This window comes from Actinoplanes sp. NPDC023714 (assembly GCF_040639855.1).
In the GTDB taxonomy this organism is placed as follows: domain Bacteria; phylum Actinomycetota; class Actinomycetes; order Mycobacteriales; family Micromonosporaceae; genus Actinoplanes.
In genome coordinates this window covers 175,543-191,164 of record NZ_JBFAAR010000009.1, presented here as the reverse complement: position 1 = coordinate 191,164, position 15,622 = coordinate 175,543, and the positions used below count along the sequence as shown (strand labels likewise).

The following is a 15,622-nucleotide window of genomic DNA, read 5'->3' as shown; positions in this document are numbered from 1 at the left end:
CCCACCCCCGTGCCCGGGTCGCCCGGGAGCGCTCATCGCACCGTCACCCCCTCGGCGAAGCGGATCGCCTCGTCGCGGGTGAGCGGGAAGTCCCAGCTGACCTCCAGCGTCCGGCCGCCGCCGAGGTCGACGTCGAGCTTGCCGGGATCGCTGTAGTAGGACGCGGCCCGCCCGCCGACCGTCACCGCCTCGGGGCCGGCCTCGACCAGGGGCGCATAGGGCTCGTCCACCACGAACGCGCAGAGCCCGGCCGGCTGCCGCCCGGACGTCACCACCTCGGGCGCCGCCGCACAGAGGGCGGTGTCGCTCTGGTGCTGCAGCCCGAAACCGGGCGGGACCAGCGCGAACGTCACGTCGGCCGGGCCGGCCGGGACACTCCCCGGCTCGAGCCCGCGGGCGAAGCGCAGCACGTCCTGCTCGCTGCGGTCGCCCCAGCTCAGCACCTGCATCCAGGCGCCGCCCGCCGACCGCCAGCGGACCCCGACGAACTCCTCCCCCGGCTCGGCGCCGTCGAAGGTCGACGCGGTCCGCACGGTCGCCGGCCGGCCGCCCACCTCGCCGGCGTGGTCCTCCTCGCCCTCGGCCTCCCACTCCGGCTCGACCGGACCGGTCTCGGCGGCCAGCACCGACGAGTCGTGCTCGTAGGTGAGCAGCACGTTCGCCCCCATCACGGTGACGACCGGCGAGCCTGCCCCGGACGGCACCCAGCCCGGCTCGAACGGGAACGCCGGCGCCGGCCACGACGGGACCGGCCACGACGGCCCGACCTCGTCGGCGGGCGGCGGCAGGGCGCGGCCGTCCCGGTTCGCCAGGATCACCGGCACGGCGACGACCGCCGCGAGCGCCACGGCCGCCGTGCCCCCGGCCAGCACCGCCCGCCGGCGCCGGTCACGCCGGACGCCGGCGCTCACGTTGTGCCACATGTCCAGCTGCGGCCCCTCGCCGTGGAAGGACGAGGCCCGGGTCCGCAGGGTCTCCCGCAGGTCTTCTTCGAGGCTCACGACGACGCTCCCGACTTCTCGACGGCCAACTCGGCCCGCAGCCTGGCCAGGCCGCGGGCGGCGTGCACCCGGACCGTGGCGGGCGAGCAGCGCAGCACCTCGGCGATCTGCTTGTCGTCGAGGTCTTCGTAGTAGCGCAGCACCAGCACGGCCCGCTGCGCCCGGGTCAGCAGCCGGAGCCGGGCCCACAGGTCGTCCCGGGCGGCCTGCTCGTCGGCGAGGTCGCCGGTCGCCGCCCGGTCCTCGGCGACCGCTCCCGGCCGCTCCGAGCTGGATCTTCGGCGGAGCCAGCTGACATGCGACCGCACCAGCGCGGCACGGAGATAGGCGTCGGGCTGCTCGGCCTCCATGCGCGGCCACCGCCGATAGGCCTTGACCAGCACCTCCTGCACGAGATCCTCGCCGAGATGCCGGTCGCCGCAGAGCAGGTAGGCGAACCGGCGCAGCGTGTCGCCCCGCGCCTTCACGTATTCCTCGAAGCTGCTCCGCATCACAGGACCCCCTCACCATGAAAGACGAGGCGAGCGAGCGGACCTGTTTACAAGACGCGCCGCAAGAGGGTAGGAACAGCACCCGTGTCCTTGATCCAATGCGAGAGCCTGGTCCGGATCTACCAGACCGGCTCCATCGAGGTGCAGGCCCTGCAGGGCCTGGACCTGGCCGTCGACGCCGGCGAGATGATCGCCGTGGTGGGCGCGTCCGGGTCCGGCAAGTCCACGCTGCTCTCGATCCTGGCCGGCATCGACGCGCCGACGGCCGGCCGGGCGCACGTCGACACGTGGGACCTGCTCGCCATGTCGCGCGCCGACCGGGTGCGCTACCGGCGGCACACGGTCGGGTTCGTCCGGCAGCAGACCGCGAGCAATCTGGTCCCGTACCTCTCCGCCCGTCAGGTCATCGACCTGCCGATGGCCGCCGCCCGGATGCCGCGGCGAGCCCGGCGCGAACGCGCCGGCGAGCTGCTGGAGACGCTCGGGATCGCCGATTGCGCGGACCGGCGCCCGGCCCAGATGTCCGGCGGGCAGCAGCAGCGGGTGGCCATCGCGGTGGCGCTCGCGAACCGCCCGCGGGTGCTGCTCGCCGACGAGCCGACCGGCGAGCTCGACACCACCACCTCGGCTCAGGTCTTCGACGCGTTACGGCAGGTCAACCGGGAACTCGGGGTGACCGTCGTGGTGGTCACCCACGATCCGTCGGTGAGCGGGCAGGTGGAGCGGACCGTGGCGATCCGGGACGGCCGGACCAGCAGTGAGGTGCTGCGCCGGACCGCGACCGCGGAGAACGGCGACACCCACGTGATCGCCGAGGAGTACGCGGTCATGGATCGGGCCGGCCGGGTGCAGATCCCGCGCGAATACCGTGAGGCGCTGGCGCTGACGAAGCGTGTCCGTCTCGCTCTCGAAACCGACCACATCACCCTGCGAGCAGCCGAAAAATCGGAAGACCATGCTTAGCGTACGAAATATCGACCGCGTCTTCGGCACCGGCGCGACGGCCGTGCACGCCCTCCGCGACGTGAGCTTCGACGTCGAGCCCGGCACCATGGTCGCCCTCGTCGGACGATCGGGTTCCGGCAAGACCACCCTGCTCAACGTGATCGGCGGCCTGGACCGCCCGGACGCCGGGCAGGTGCACGTCGACGGCACCGAGGTGACCGCGCTCGACGAGGACGGCCTGTCGATGCTGCGGCGCGAGAAGGTCTCGTACGTATTCCAGACCTTCGGCCTGATCCCGGTGCTCTCCGCGGCCGAGAACGTGGGCGCCCCGCTGCGGCTGGCCCGCACCCCGGCCGCCGAACGGGAGCGGCGGGTGGCGCTGCTGCTCGACCTGGTCGGCCTCGCGGGCCACGCCGAGCAGCGGCCCGGCGAGCTCTCCGGCGGCCAGCAGCAGCGGGTCGCGATCGCCCGGGCGCTCGCCGCGTCGCCGCGGCTGCTCATCGCCGACGAGCCGACCGGCCAGCTGGACGCCGAGACCGGCAGGTCGGTGATGGCCCTGCTGCGCGGCGTCGTCGAGTCGGAGGGCGTCACCGCGCTGATCTCCACCCACGACCCGGTCATGATGGCCCTGGCCGACCGGGTGATCGAGATCAGCGACGGACGGGTCGCCGCGGCGTGCTGAGGCTCCTCGCCGGCCGGGCGCTGGCACAGTGGCGGCTCCTCGGCGCCCTGCTCGCCGTCGTGACCGTCGGCGCCACCCTGCTCGGCACGTGCGCGCTGCTCGTCACCCGGACGGCCGACCGCGCCCTGGAGGTGGCCGCGTCCCGGGCGACGGCCGCCGACCGTGCGGTCACCGCCTACACCGTCACGATCCGCGGCGGGGACGCGGCGGGCGTCGCGGCCGACACCCGTGACCTGCTGACCACGTCGCTCCGGCCGTTCCCGTCCCGGACCACCGGGCGCGCCTCGGCCGTGATGCGCTACTTCGCGAACCGGTCGGCCGCCTACCTCTCCGCCGTCGAGGACCTGAGGGGCAGCGCCGAGCTCGTCACCGGCCGCTGGCCGGCGAAGCCCGGTGAGGCCGCGGTCCTGGACACCACGGCGCGCCAGCTCGGCCTCGCCCCCGGCGACCGGGTGCGCCTCGGCCGGGAGATGGTCCGCGACCCGGCCCCGGAGACCGGCGTGACGGTCGTCGGCGTGGTCCGCCCGCTCGCCGGCGCGGGCTGGGACCGGGACCCGCTCGGCGGCGCCGGGTTCGACCCGGCCTTCCGCGACAACCGGGCCACCGGCGCGTACGGCCCGTTCCTGGTCGGCTGGGACGACCTGCTCGCCGGCGACTCCACCCTGGACCGGCTGGAGATCACCGCCCACCCCGACCTGTCCGCTCCGCACCTGGCCGACCTCGACGCGGTCACCGCCACGGTCGCGGGCGCCGACCGCCGGCTCGCCCGGATCCTCGGCGACCGCGTCCAGATCGAGCGGATCGCCTCGGACCTGCCGTCCGTGCTCCGCGCGTCCCGCCACCAGCAGCAGGTCACCAACGCCGCGGTGCTGGCCGTCGCGGTGCTCGGCGGCATCCTCACCGCGACCGCCCTCGCCCTGGCCGGCCGGCTCACCACCGACCTGCGGGCCGGCGAGACCACGCTGCTGTCGTCGTTCGGCACGAGCCGGGCGCAGCTCCTCGCGCTGGCCGTCACCGAGGCCGCCGCGCTGGCCCTGCTCTCGGCCGCGATGGCGCTGCCCGCCTCGACGCTGCTGCACGCGGCCCTCACGAACCTGCCCCCGCTGTCCGGCGCCGGCCTCGCCGAGGCGACGGCCGTCCGGGTGGAGGGCGTCCAGATCCTGGCGGTCGGCGCCGGCGCCCTCGTCCTGGCCGTGATCCTGCTGGTGGCGGGCCTGCGCACGGCCGCCGGCACCGGCGAACGCACCCGCCGCGACCTGCTCGCCCGCTCCGGCGCCGACCTGCTGCTGGTGGCCCTCGCGGCGGGCGGCTGGTGGCAGCTGCGAGCCCAGCCGTCCGGCGGTTCGGGCAGCCCCGACGCGGTCCGGGTCCTGGCGCCGGCCCTGCTGCTGGTGGCCGGCGCCGCCCTCGCGCTGCGCCTCGCCCCGCCCGCGCTGGCGCTGGCCGACCGGGCCGCCCGCCGCGCGAACAGCCTTCCCCTGCCGCTCGCCGCGTTCGAGGCGGCCCGCCGCCCGCAGGCCACCGCGGCCGGTCTGCTGGTGGTGCTTGCCTGCGCGGCCGGGACGTTCGGGATCGCCCTCGACGCCACCTGGGACCGCTCGCAGCGCGACCAGGCGGCCCTCGCGGTCGGCACCGATCTCACGCTGGCGCTCACCCGCGCGCCCTCGTCCGGCCAGGGCGCCGTCGTCGCCGAGGCGGCCGGCGGGACGGTCAGTCCCGCGGTGAACCGCGGGGTCTCGGTCGGTCAGTGGCTGGGCGGCGACGGCGCGGCGCCCCGGCTCGTCGCGGTCGACGCCGACCGGGCCGGCGCGCTGCTGCGCGGACGGCTCGACGACGGACGGACCTGGGCCGATGTGGGTGCGAAGCTGGCCGCGCCGGCCGCCGCGACCGGCCTCGAGCTGACCGCGGTCCCGACGCTGACCGGGACGGCCTCCGGCGACGTGGACCTCTCGGTGACGCCGGAGCTCCTCCTCGAGGACGCGACCGGCCTGCGGACCACCTGCGCAAGCGTTCCGCTTGCGCTCGACGGGCGGCCACACCGGCTGGGTGCGTGCGTTCCGCTTCCGGGGGTACGGGTGATAGCGGTCGCCCTGCCGGTCACCGGCGACGCGATCCAGTGGGACGCCACGGACGACAGCACGGTGTCCGTCACGCTGACCGTGCCCGGTCCCTCCTCCCCCGCTTCTTCCGGCGGATGGACCGCGACCTCGGCCGCGCCCGCCCCGGAGCAGCTCACGGATCCGGCGGTCGCTCCGTCCGGCGCCGGGCTCACCATGACCGGGACCGTGGTGCTGGGCGGTTATCCCGAGGCCGCCCGTAAGCTCGTCGCCACCGCGTTCCCCGATCCCGGAGCCGTTCCCGTGGCGGTCTCCTCCGGCTTCGCCGAAGACCTCGGGGTACGGGTCGGCAGCGCGCTCGACCTGACGGTGGGCCTGACCGCCGTCCGGATCCGGATCGCCGACGTGGTCCCGGCCGTCCCGGCCGCGCCCGGTGGCGCCGCGGTGCTCGCCGACCTGGACACCCTGTCGCGCGCCCTCGCCGTCCGCGGCGACCTGGCCTCCCCGGTCGACGCCTGGTGGGCCGGCGACCCGGACCGCACCGACCTCGCCGGCCTGCACCTGGGCGAGGTCGTCACCCGGGCCAGCGAGGTCGGACGACTCTCCGCAGGACCGGTCCCGGCCGGCCTGCCCGCCGTGCTGCGCCTGCTCGTCCCGGCCGCGGCCCTGCTGCTCCTGGCCGGGGTGCTCCTGCACGTCACCTGCGACCTGCAGGCCCGCGCCCTGGAGGTGGCCCGGCTGCGCGGTCTCGGCATGACCCGCAGGGAGATCCGCCGGACCCTGCTCGGCCAGCACACGGTCGTGCTCCTGCCCCTGCTCACGGCCGGGGCCGTGGTCGGCGCGCTGGCGACCTGGACCGTCGCGCCCCTGCTCGTCCGATCGGAGAACGGCGCCGCCCCGGTGCCGGAGGCCGTCCCGGTCTGGCCCTGGCCGGCCGAGGCCGGTCTCCTCCTCGCCCTGCTCGCCGGATGCCTGCTGGCCGTGACCGTCGTGGTCGTGGTCCAGTCCCGCCGGGCCGACAGCGAACACCTGCGAGTCGCCTCATGAAGCCGCCCGTTCCGCACTGGCCCAGCGTCCGGGGGCGAGCCCGCGCCGACGTCGTGCCGCTGCTGCTCACCGCACTGGTCGTGGTGATCGTGACGGCGCTGGCCGGCACCGTACCCGCGCTGCTGACGTCGACGGCCGACGAGGCCGTGCGGGACGCGGTACGCCGCGCCGGCGACGCGGCCGACGTCACGGTCGCGGCCCGCTGGGAGCCGGACATCGGCGACCAGGGCCGGTTCCGGATGCCCCGGCTCGCCGAGGACGTCGACGCGCTGCGCGACCGTTCCCTCGACCAGCTCGACGGCGACCTGCGCGGCGCGCTGCGGCCGCCGGTCGCCGGGGCCCTCTCGCCGACCCTGAACATCACCGACGGCAGCCTGCTGCGGACCCTGCGGCTCGGCTACCTCTCCTACGGCCCCTCCGCGGCGTCCGGCTCCTCCGGAAGCTCCCCCGGGACGCCCGGCTCGGGCCCGGCCGTCACCTGGGTCTCCGGTAGCGCGCCCGGGCCGACCGTCCCGGCCGCCGACGGCAACGTCGAGGCGCCCGCGCTCGGCCCGCCCTGGACCGTCGCGATCGGCCTGTCCGAGACGGCGGCCGACCGGCTCGGCTACCGGCCCGGCGACCGCATCCCGGTGAAGGACCGGAACGGCAACGACAAGGACATCGTGGTGAGCGGCGTCTTCCGTCCGGCGGACCCGGCCGACCCGGCCTGGCGGCTGGCGCCGTGGCTGCTCGGACCGGTCGAGGGCTCGGACGGCCTGGGCACCACCCGCTTCGGCGGCCTGCTCTCCGCCGACTCGCTGCCGGACGCGCGGCTCGCGTTCGAGTCCGACGAGATGCGGCGCACCGTCTGGTTCAGCCCCGACCCGGACGTGCTCACCCTCGACTCCGCCGAGCGGATCGCCCGGACCGCCGTCAACCTGAAGGCCACCTCGGCGTCGACCAGCTCCTTCGACACCGACGCGACCTGGAACACCCAGCTCGACGCGGTGCTGCGCGACGTCCGCGACCAGGTCGACGCCGCGTACGCCCAAGCGTCCGTGCTGCTCATCGCGGTCCTGACCACGGGCGTTCTGGTCCTGCTGCTCGCGGCCGGCCTGCTGATCCGCCGCCGGACGCCGGCCCTCGCCGTGGCCCGGCAGCGCGGAGCCGGGCTCCCGGTGCTGGCCGTCGAACTCGCCCTCGAATCGATAACGGTCACACTCCTGGCGGCGGCCGTCGGCGTGGCCTCCGCCCGTACCCTCATCGCTCTGGCCTCGGCCACCCCCGAAGCCGCCGCCGGACTCGCCTGGATCGCCCCCGTCGTCGTGGCCGCCATCGCGGCCGCACCCGCTCTCGGCGTCGTCGCCGCCGCCCGGGCCACCCGCGACCGCCGCGTCCCGGCGAACCGCAACGCCCGCCGCAGGCTGCTCAGGACCGCCCAGCTACGCCGAGCCGCCCTCGAACTGACAGTCGTCTTCGCGGCTGCCGGAGCATTCGCGGCGCTCTATCAACGCGGGGTCCAGCCGGGCGCCGCCGTCGCGCTGCCGGCCGCCGCCCCGACCCTCGGCGTGATCGTCGGCGGCCTGATCATTCTGCGACTCGTGCCGGTCGTCACCGGCCTCGTGCTGCGCCGCTCCCTGCGATCCCGCAGGCCCCTCGCCGTGTTCGGCGCGGCCCGGGCGGCGGAAAGCTCCCACGCCGCGTTGCCGCTGGTCACGCTCGTGGTGGCGGCGGGGCTGGCGACGTTCGCGTTCAGCGTCTCCGCGACGGTCGAGGGCGGCCTTGAAGACGGCGCCTGGCGGACCGTCGGCGCGGATGCCCGTCTCGACCTGGCACCCTCGGAGTCGGCTCCCGCGTCGGCGTCGGCGTCGGCTTCGGCGTCCTCGGATGCGGGCGCTGCGGCGGCGTCGGTGGTCGCGGCCCTCGGCGGGCAGCCCGGGGTCTCCCGCGTGGTGGCGGCCCAGGTGACGGACGGGGCCCGCGTCGTGACCGAGGAGGTGACCGCCACGCCGCGCCTGGTCGTGGTGGATACTTCCGCCTGGCGGGAGATGCTCGAAGGCACGCCGCTGACCGACGATTTACCAAGCGACATTCCCGACATTTCCGTCATGTCGGGCGGGGCGGTTCCCGCGCTCGTCCTGTCCGGTGACGGGAGCCTGCTGCCTGGCATGAAGCTGCAGCTGCTCCGCGACAGCGACGACAGCAGCAGCGGCAGCGGGGCTATTCCTCTGGCGGCCGTCGGTACGGCGCCCGCGGTCGGGGGTGCGCCCGACGTCGTCCTGGTCGACGTGAAGGCGCTGGCCGCGGCCGGGGTGACGAGCGTTCCGGACACCATCTGGGTGACCGGACCCGGGGCCGAGCGGGCCGTCACCTCCAGCGGTGTCGCCGCCGGGATGGTGCTGCGTTCGGACGTACTGCGCGAACGCCGCGACGCCCCCCTCGTCGCCGGCCTGCGCGAACTGGCCTGGGCGTCGGCGGCGGTCATGCTCGCGCTGGGGCTGCTGGGCTTCGCGCTGAGCGCCGCCTCCACCGCGCCGGCGCGATGGCAGACGTTGTCGCGGCTACGCACGATCGGCCTGCGCCCCCGGGACGCCCGCAGCGTCGCCACCGCCGAACTGCTGCCGCTCACCCTGACCGCGATGATCGCCGGGCCGGTGCTGGGGCTGGTGCTCGCCGGGCTCACGCTGGGGCCGCTCTCGCTGCGCCTGCTGACCGGCCAGTCCGCGGATCCGCTGCCCGCACCGCCCTGGCCCGCGCTGGCGCTGGTGGCGGCCCTGTTCCTAGCGGCGGCCCGCACGGTGGCGCCGCTGGAGGCCGCCCTGCGCCGCCGCCAGCGCCTGAGCGAGGTGCTCCGCGTAGGTTCCCTCTGACCGTGTCGAGTTGCGGTCCGCATCGCGCCCCAACTCAACACGCAACCCGCACAACCGGCAGACGTGTCGAGTTGAGGTCCGCATCACGCCCGAACTCAACACGCAACCGGCACGACCGGCACGACCGGCCAGCGTGTCGACTTGAGGTGAGCATCACGCCCCAACTCAACACGCAACCGGCACGACCGGCACGACCGGCACGACCGGTCAGCGTGTCGACTTGAGGTGCGCATCACGCCCCAACTCAACACGCAACCGGCACCACCAGCCAGCGTGTCGACTTGAGGTGCGCATCGCACCCGAACTCAACACGCAACCGGGACAACCGGCCGGGCGGGTGGGCTCGTCAGAGCGGCTTGATGTCGACCGGGATTCCGTTGAGGACGCTGTTGCCGGAGAGGGGGTCCATCACCAGTTCGTCGGTGAGGACATTCGCGTTGACTCCCGGGTGCTCGGACGCCACCGACAGGCGCGTGCCGGGCAGGTCGTGGCCCCAGCCGTGCGGCAGGCTCACCACGCCGGGCATGACGCGGTCGGTCACCTCCACACGGGCCGCGAGCGCCCCGGCCCGGGACACCACCTGCGCGGCATCCCCGTCGGTGAGGGCGAGGCGGTCCGCGTCGGAGGGGTGGACCTGGAGGGTGCAGCGGTCGCGGCCCTTCACCAGGGCCGGCACGTTGTGCATCCAGCTGTTGTTGGAGCGCAGATGCCGGCGGCCGATCAGGACGACCCGGTCACGGTCCCGGTCGAGGGCGTCGAGCAGCCGGGACGATTCGGCCGCGAGCGCCGGCACGCACAGTTCGACGGTGCCGCTCGGTGTCTTCAGGACGGACGGGATGCGGGGTACGAGCGGCCCGAGATCGATGCCATGCGGGTTCTCCAGCAGGCGTTCCAGCGTGAGGCCGCCGGGCCGTTCGCCGAAGCGGTCACCGTACGGGCCGGCGCGCAGCGCCACGTCGAGGAGCCGCTCGGCCGGCCCGTCGCCGCGCACGAGCTCACGGGACGAGGCGAAGCCTGACTTCTCCAGCGCCTGCGACAGGAGGTGATCGTGCACCGACGCCACGCCGGCCGAGCCCCGGCCGGTGGCGATCAGGATGAGCCGGGCCAGGATGTCGACCTCGTCCATGCCGCCCGGGTCGGCCGGGAAGACCGGCGGCGAGTACGCGGCGAAGTTGCGGACCGCGAACCCGAGGAACGAGAAGTCGAAGTGCCCCTTCTGGGTGGCCTCGAGCGGCGGCAGGATCACATCGGCGTGCCGGGTCGTCTCGTTCAGGTAGGGGTCGACGCTCACCATGAACTCGAGCCCGGCGAGAGCCCGGTCGAGCCGGCCGCTGTTCGGCGTGGACAGCACCGGGTTGCCGGCCACCGTGAGCAGCGCGCGGACCTGCCCCTCCCCCGGCGTCTCGATCTCGTCGGCCAGGGTGGCGACCGGCAGTTCGCCCTTGACCTCGGGGAACCCGCGGACGCGGCTGGTCCAGCGCCCGACGCTGAAACCGCGGCTGCCGGCACGGGCGGAGACACGGACGTGCGCCGCCTGCGGGAACATCACGCCGCCGGGCCGGTCCAGGTTGCCGGTCAGCACGTTGACGACGTCGACGAGCCAGCTCGTCAGGGTGCCGAATTCGACGGTGCAGGTGCCGATCCGTCCGTACACGGCAGCCCGATCCGCATGCGCAAGCTGCCGTGCCAGATCTCGCACCCGCTCGGCCGGCACGCCGCAGGCGGCCGTGATCTTCTCGGGCGCGAAGGCGGAGGCCAGTTCCCGGACCTCGTCGACACCGCTCACGTGCCCGTCGAGGTCGCGCAGCCGCACCAGATCCTCGTCGAAGAGCGTGTGCACGATGCCGAAGAGCAGATAGGCGTCGGTCCCCGGTTTGATGAAGAGGTGCTCGTCGGCATGCTCAGCAGTCCGGGTACGCCGTGGGTCCACCACGATGAAGCGCCCGCCGCGCGACCGGATCGCCTTGAGCCGGCCGGGGAAGTCGGCGGCCGTCGCGAGGCTGCCGTTCGACTCCCAGGGGTTGGCGCCGAGGATCAGCAGGAAGTCGGTGCGGTCGAGGTCGGGGACCGGGATGGTGAGCGGGTTGCCGAAGAGGTAGCCGCAGGAGACGTGCTTCGGCATCTGGTCGACGGTCGACGCGGAGAAGACGTTGCGGCTGGCGATCGACTTGATCAGCGGGGTGACGTAGAGGCCGCCCGCCATCGTGTGCGCGTTCGGATTGCCGAGGTAGACCGCGAGCGCGTCCCGCCCGTACGCATGAATGATCGGCCCCAACCGGGTCTCGATCTCGGCGAAGGCCTCGTCCCAGGTGACCTCGACGTGCTCGCCGCCGCGCCGCACGAGTGGCCGCCGCAGCCGGTCCGGGTCGCCGGTGAGCTGCCCGAAGGTGGCGCCTTTCGGGCAGACGAAACCCTGGCTGAACACGTGCTCGCGATCACCGCGGGCGGCGACGACGCGGTCCTCGCTCACGGTGAGCTCGAGACCGCAGGCCGCCTCGCAGAGCGGGCAGGTTCGGTACGCGGTACGCATGACAGACCACCGGCCTTCCGGTTACTCGCGAGTAGTCTGCCATGCGTTCCTCAAGATCGGCAGGTCGTCAGGCGGCCGTGCAGGTCACCGACGGGACCGGGTTGGAACCGGTCCACGAGCCGAGGAAGCCGAACGACGTGGTGCCGCCGGCCGCGAGCTTGCCGTTCCACGAGGCATGGCGAGCGGTGACCGCCGTGCCGCTGCTCGTCACGTCGGCGCTCCAGGCGTTCGTCACCTTCTGACCGTTCGCGTAGGTCCAGGTCACGGTCCAGCCGTTGATCGCGGCCGCGCCGGCGGTCACCTTCACCTCACCCTGGAAGCCGCCCTGCCACTGTCCGGTCACCGCATAGGTCGCCGTGCAACCACCGGACGGCGGCGGGGTGCTGGTGGAGGGCGACGGGGACGGCGACGCCGAGGACGAGGACGGCGACGGCTGCACCCCTCCGAAGATCGACGCCTGCTTGGCGGTCGCCTTGATGCCGTTGACCCCGTTGAAGATCCGGTCACCCCAGGTCGACAGGTTGTCCGGGTCGAAGCCGATCGCCATGTCCAGGATCGGGTCGGTGTTGCCGGCCCACGACCAGCCCAGGTAGCCGAGGTCCCGCTCGACCGCCTCGGCCAGCAGCGTCTCGTGGTCCACCTGCGACGAGTCGAACCGCCAGCCGAACTCGCCGATCACCAGCGGCCACCCGTTGTTCTCGAACGTGTCGAGGTAGTTGACGATCGACGCGGCCGTGTTGAAGACCGCGTACATGTGGATCGAGAGCACCGTGTTCTTCTGGACGTCGGCGTCGAGCACGGTCTGCGCGTTGTCCCGCATCGTGTACTGCCAGTCCTGGCCCCAGTTGGGCGCGTCGACCATGAGCAGGTGCTGGAAGCCGTTCGTCCGCATCTTCTGGATCGCGGCGACCGTGGCGGCGGTCCACTGGCCGGCGTTGGTGTTGCCGATCGGCTCGTTGCCGATGTTGATGACGACGTAGTCCTCTTGGCCGGTGAGGACGCTCTTCAGCCCGATCCAGTAGTCGACCGCCTGGTCCAGCGAGTACGCGGCGGCGTCCTCCCCGTACCCGGTGGTGTCGTGATTCTCCAGAACGCAGATCATCTTGTTGGCCTTGCACAGATCGATCACGTTCTGCACGTCGGACGCGCTGTTCGCGGTCCAGCGCCCGCCGCTCAGCACGACCCGCACCGTATTGGCGCCGGCGGCCTTGATGTCGGCGAACGAGTTCGTCTGGTTCGCGTACCAGGTGTGCATGTGGTTGACGCCGCGCATCACGAACTTCTGACCGTTCGCCTCGACGATGTCGGTGCCGCTGACATGCAGGCCGGTTGCTGCGTACGCGGGAGCGACGAAGAACAGCACGGAGGCGATGGCCGCGAGGACGGCAGCGCCGATGGTTCTCTTCATGAGTCACCTCGGGGGAAGGGGACGATGTTGGGAGCGCTCCCATTGACTCACGTCATTTACTGGATTGCAATGAGGAGGCAAGCTGTCGCCATGGACGCACCCGCACGCCTCACCGAGATCCGCGACAACGGCAACAAGGTGACTCCCGATGAACTTGATCGGCTCTGGGCAGAGCTTCCGGCGCTCCGGCCGGAGGATTTGATCGGAACTTGGAAGGGCAGCGAATTCGTCAGCGGGCACCCCTTCGAGGGGCGGCTCGCCACGATCGGCTGGTACGGGAAGACGTTCCGATCCCTGACCGACGTCACCCCGATCGTCTGCGTCGACTCCGACGGCAACCAGTACGCGGACAAGGAGTGGGCCCGGGGCGGCGCGAGCCTCTGGAGCGTCGAGTTCCGGGGCGAGCCGACCGCCACGATGGTCTACGACCGCCGGCCCATCCTCGACCACTTCAAGCGGATCGACGAGAACACGCTGCTCGGCGTCATGAACGGCAAGGGTGTGAGGTCGGACGACGGCCGGTACTACTACTTCCTGCTGGAACGCGAATGAGAGCCCGCGCGGCCCTCGTCAGGACCCCCGGCGGCCCCTTCGCCATCGAGGACGTCGAGATCGACGAACCGGCGGCGGACGAGGTCCTGGTCCGGATCACCGCGGCCGGGATCTGCCACACCGACCTCGCGATGAGCCGGGCCTGGCCCGCGAGGCTGCTGCCGATGGTCTTCGGCCACGAGGGGGCGGGTGTGGTGGAGGCCGTCGGCGACCGGGTCACCACGGTCTCCCCCGGCGATCGTGTCTGCCTGAGCTTCCGCAGTTGTGGCACGTGCCCGGAATGCGCTGCCGGGAGGCGCGCCTACTGTCTCCGCAGCGACCTCAACACCCGCGGCGGCCGGAAGAACGCCATCGACTCGGCCCATGGCGACTTCTTCGGGCAGTCGAGCTTCGCCACCTACGCCCTCTCCCACGCCGACAACACCATCAGGATCCCCGACGACTACCCGGACACCCTCGCCGCCCCGCTCGGCTGCGGCGTCCAGACCGGCGCCGGAACGGTGATCAACGTCCTCCGCAGCCGGCCCGGCGACTCCCTGATCGTCTTCGGGGCCGGCGGCGTCGGCCTCAGCGCCGTCATGGCGGCGGCCGCGAACGGCGTCACCGTGATCGCCGTCGACCCGATCCCCTCACGCCGCGAACTGGCCCGCGACCTGGGCGCCGCCGATGCCCTCGATCCGGCGGCGCCCGACCTGGCCGGGGCACTGCGCGAACTCACCGGCGGCGGCGCCCATCAGGCGATCGACACCACCGGGCGCGGTGGAGTGATCCGGCAGGCGATCGGCGCGCTCCGCCGCCGGGGCACCCTCGCCCTGGTCGGGATGGGCGGGACCGCCGAATTCGACATCATGACCGTCATGACGAACGGCATCGAGATCCGCGGCGTGATCGAGGGCGACGCCGAGCCGTCCACGTTCATCCCGAAGCTGATCGAGATGAATCTGCCACTTCAAAAGATCATTGCCGAGTACGTCTTCGACGACATCCAGACGGCAGTCGAGGACGCCGCGGCCGGCCGGGTCGTCAAACCGGTCCTCCGGATAGGTTGACGCCCATGGGCGACGGCCTCTTCGACGACGACGCGGTGATCCGCCGGGTCGCCGGCGAGAGCCTGCTGCCGCTCGCCGGCGGCGGCCGGGCCACCCTGCTCCAGATCGCGCATCCGGCCGTGGCACAGGGGGTGGCCGAGCACAGCACGTTCGCCGAACGCCCGCTCGACCGGCTGCGCACCACGATGAACTACGTCTACGGGGTCCTCTACGGCACCAGGGCGGAGGCCGGGGCGATCAGCCGCGCGGTCTCCGCCCTGCACGCCCGGGTGACCGGGCCCGGCTACTCGGCGAACGACCCGGACCTCATGGTCTGGGTCAACGCCACGCTCTACGACACCGCGACGACCCTCTACGAACGGGTCCTCGGCCCGCTGACCGAGGACGAGCGCGACGAGTGCTACCGGCAGTACAGCGTCCTCGCCACCGCGATCGGCTGCCCCTCAGACCGGTGGCCGGCCGACCGGGACGCCTTCGCCCGCTATTTCGCGCACATGGTCGGCACCCTCCGGGTCGGCGACACCGCACGCCGGATCGCCGACACCCTGCTCCGGCCGGGCAGCCTCCCCCTGCCGCTGCGCCCGGCCATGCCACTCCACCGCTTCGTCACGATCGGCCTCCTCCCGCCGCCGATCCGGGAGGGCTTCGGCTACTCCTGGTCACCGCGCCGCCAGCACCTCCTCGACCACTCCTTCACGGCGACCACGGCGATCTACCCGCACCTCCCGCACCGCGTCCGCTTCGCCGCGAAGGATTTCTACCTGAGCGACCTGCGCCGCCGCCTGAATCGCCGCCACAACCCGCAGCCCACGCAAGACTGAACTCCGCACCCCGCGCGCCCCACACCCCGCGGCCCCTTGTCCCGATCTTGTGACCTCGCGCAGGAACGGAGCGCCCGCAATCAACAAGATCGCGGACGGGAAGCGTCAGCCGCGGCACCACTCGCCCGATCTTGTTACTTCGCACAGGAACGGGGCGTTCGCAATCAACAAGATCGCGGAGGGAGAGGGG

Annotated in this window: 11 protein-coding genes; 7 read left to right on the top strand and 4 right to left on the bottom strand. The window is 73.2% G+C overall.

Annotated elements, in window-relative coordinates; all coding sequences use genetic code 11:
• Window positions 1-32: 32 nt before the first annotated feature.
• On the bottom strand, window positions 33-1,001 hold the full coding sequence (locus tag AB0G10_RS32695) for a hypothetical protein (protein WP_360930488.1): 969 nt from the start codon (window positions 999-1,001) through the stop codon (window positions 33-35).
• The gene (locus AB0G10_RS32690; RefSeq protein ID WP_360930485.1) at window positions 998-1,492 is read right to left on the bottom strand and encodes a SigE family RNA polymerase sigma factor; all 495 of its coding nucleotides are present in this window, start codon (window positions 1,490-1,492) and stop codon (window positions 998-1,000) included. The genes AB0G10_RS32695 and AB0G10_RS32690 overlap by 4 nt, the downstream gene beginning before the upstream one ends.
• An 84-nt stretch (window positions 1,493-1,576) precedes the next feature.
• Here AB0G10_RS32690 and AB0G10_RS32685 point away from each other — a divergent pair, with 84 nt between their 5' ends.
• The 4 genes from AB0G10_RS32685 to AB0G10_RS32670 are packed head-to-tail and all read left to right on the top strand — an operon-like array spanning window position 1,577 to window position 9,072.
• Window positions 1,577-2,455: an ABC transporter ATP-binding protein gene (locus AB0G10_RS32685; RefSeq protein ID WP_360930482.1), complete on the top strand. Its 879-nt coding sequence runs from the start codon at window positions 1,577-1,579 to the stop codon at window positions 2,453-2,455.
• Complete coding sequence (locus AB0G10_RS32680; protein ID WP_360930479.1) at window positions 2,448-3,119, top strand: ABC transporter ATP-binding protein; 672 nt, start codon at window positions 2,448-2,450, stop codon at window positions 3,117-3,119. Before AB0G10_RS32685 ends, AB0G10_RS32680 begins: the two co-directional genes overlap by 8 nt.
• Window positions 3,113-6,223 carry an FtsX-like permease family protein gene (locus AB0G10_RS32675; RefSeq protein WP_360930476.1) on the top strand — a complete coding sequence of 1,037 codons (3,111 nt, stop codon included), beginning with the start codon at window positions 3,113-3,115 and terminating at the stop codon, window positions 6,221-6,223. Before AB0G10_RS32680 ends, AB0G10_RS32675 begins: the two co-directional genes overlap by 7 nt.
• Window positions 6,220-9,072 carry an FtsX-like permease family protein gene (locus AB0G10_RS32670; RefSeq protein WP_360930473.1) on the top strand — a complete coding sequence of 951 codons (2,853 nt, stop codon included), beginning with the start codon at window positions 6,220-6,222 and terminating at the stop codon, window positions 9,070-9,072. Before AB0G10_RS32675 ends, AB0G10_RS32670 begins: the two co-directional genes overlap by 4 nt.
• Window positions 9,073-9,418: 346 nt before the next feature.
• On the opposite strand, the gene AB0G10_RS32665 is transcribed toward AB0G10_RS32670, so the two are convergent.
• A complete protein-coding gene (locus tag AB0G10_RS32665; protein ID WP_360930470.1) occupies window positions 9,419-11,602 on the bottom strand; it encodes a molybdopterin oxidoreductase family protein in 2,184 nt (727 codons plus the stop codon).
• 67 nt (window positions 11,603-11,669) lie between these two features.
• Window positions 11,670-13,010, bottom strand: a complete 1,341-nt coding sequence (locus tag AB0G10_RS32660) for a cellulase family glycosylhydrolase (protein ID WP_360930468.1) — start codon at window positions 13,008-13,010, stop codon at window positions 11,670-11,672.
• 90 nt (window positions 13,011-13,100) lie between these two features.
• On the opposite strand from AB0G10_RS32660, the gene AB0G10_RS32655 reads away from it, so the two are divergent.
• The 3 genes from AB0G10_RS32655 to AB0G10_RS32645 are packed head-to-tail and all read left to right on the top strand — an operon-like array spanning window position 13,101 to window position 15,432.
• On the top strand, window positions 13,101-13,562 hold the full coding sequence (locus AB0G10_RS32655; RefSeq protein WP_360930465.1) for a DUF4334 domain-containing protein: 462 nt from the start codon (window positions 13,101-13,103) through the stop codon (window positions 13,560-13,562).
• Window positions 13,559-14,611 carry an NAD(P)-dependent alcohol dehydrogenase gene (locus AB0G10_RS32650; RefSeq protein WP_360930462.1) on the top strand — a complete coding sequence of 351 codons (1,053 nt, stop codon included), beginning with the start codon at window positions 13,559-13,561 and terminating at the stop codon, window positions 14,609-14,611. The genes AB0G10_RS32655 and AB0G10_RS32650 overlap by 4 nt, the downstream gene beginning before the upstream one ends.
• A gap of 5 nt (window positions 14,612-14,616) precedes the next feature.
• The gene (locus tag AB0G10_RS32645; protein ID WP_360930459.1) at window positions 14,617-15,432 is read left to right on the top strand and encodes an oxygenase MpaB family protein; all 816 of its coding nucleotides are present in this window, start codon (window positions 14,617-14,619) and stop codon (window positions 15,430-15,432) included.
• The last annotated feature ends 190 nt before the right edge of the window (window positions 15,433-15,622 follow it).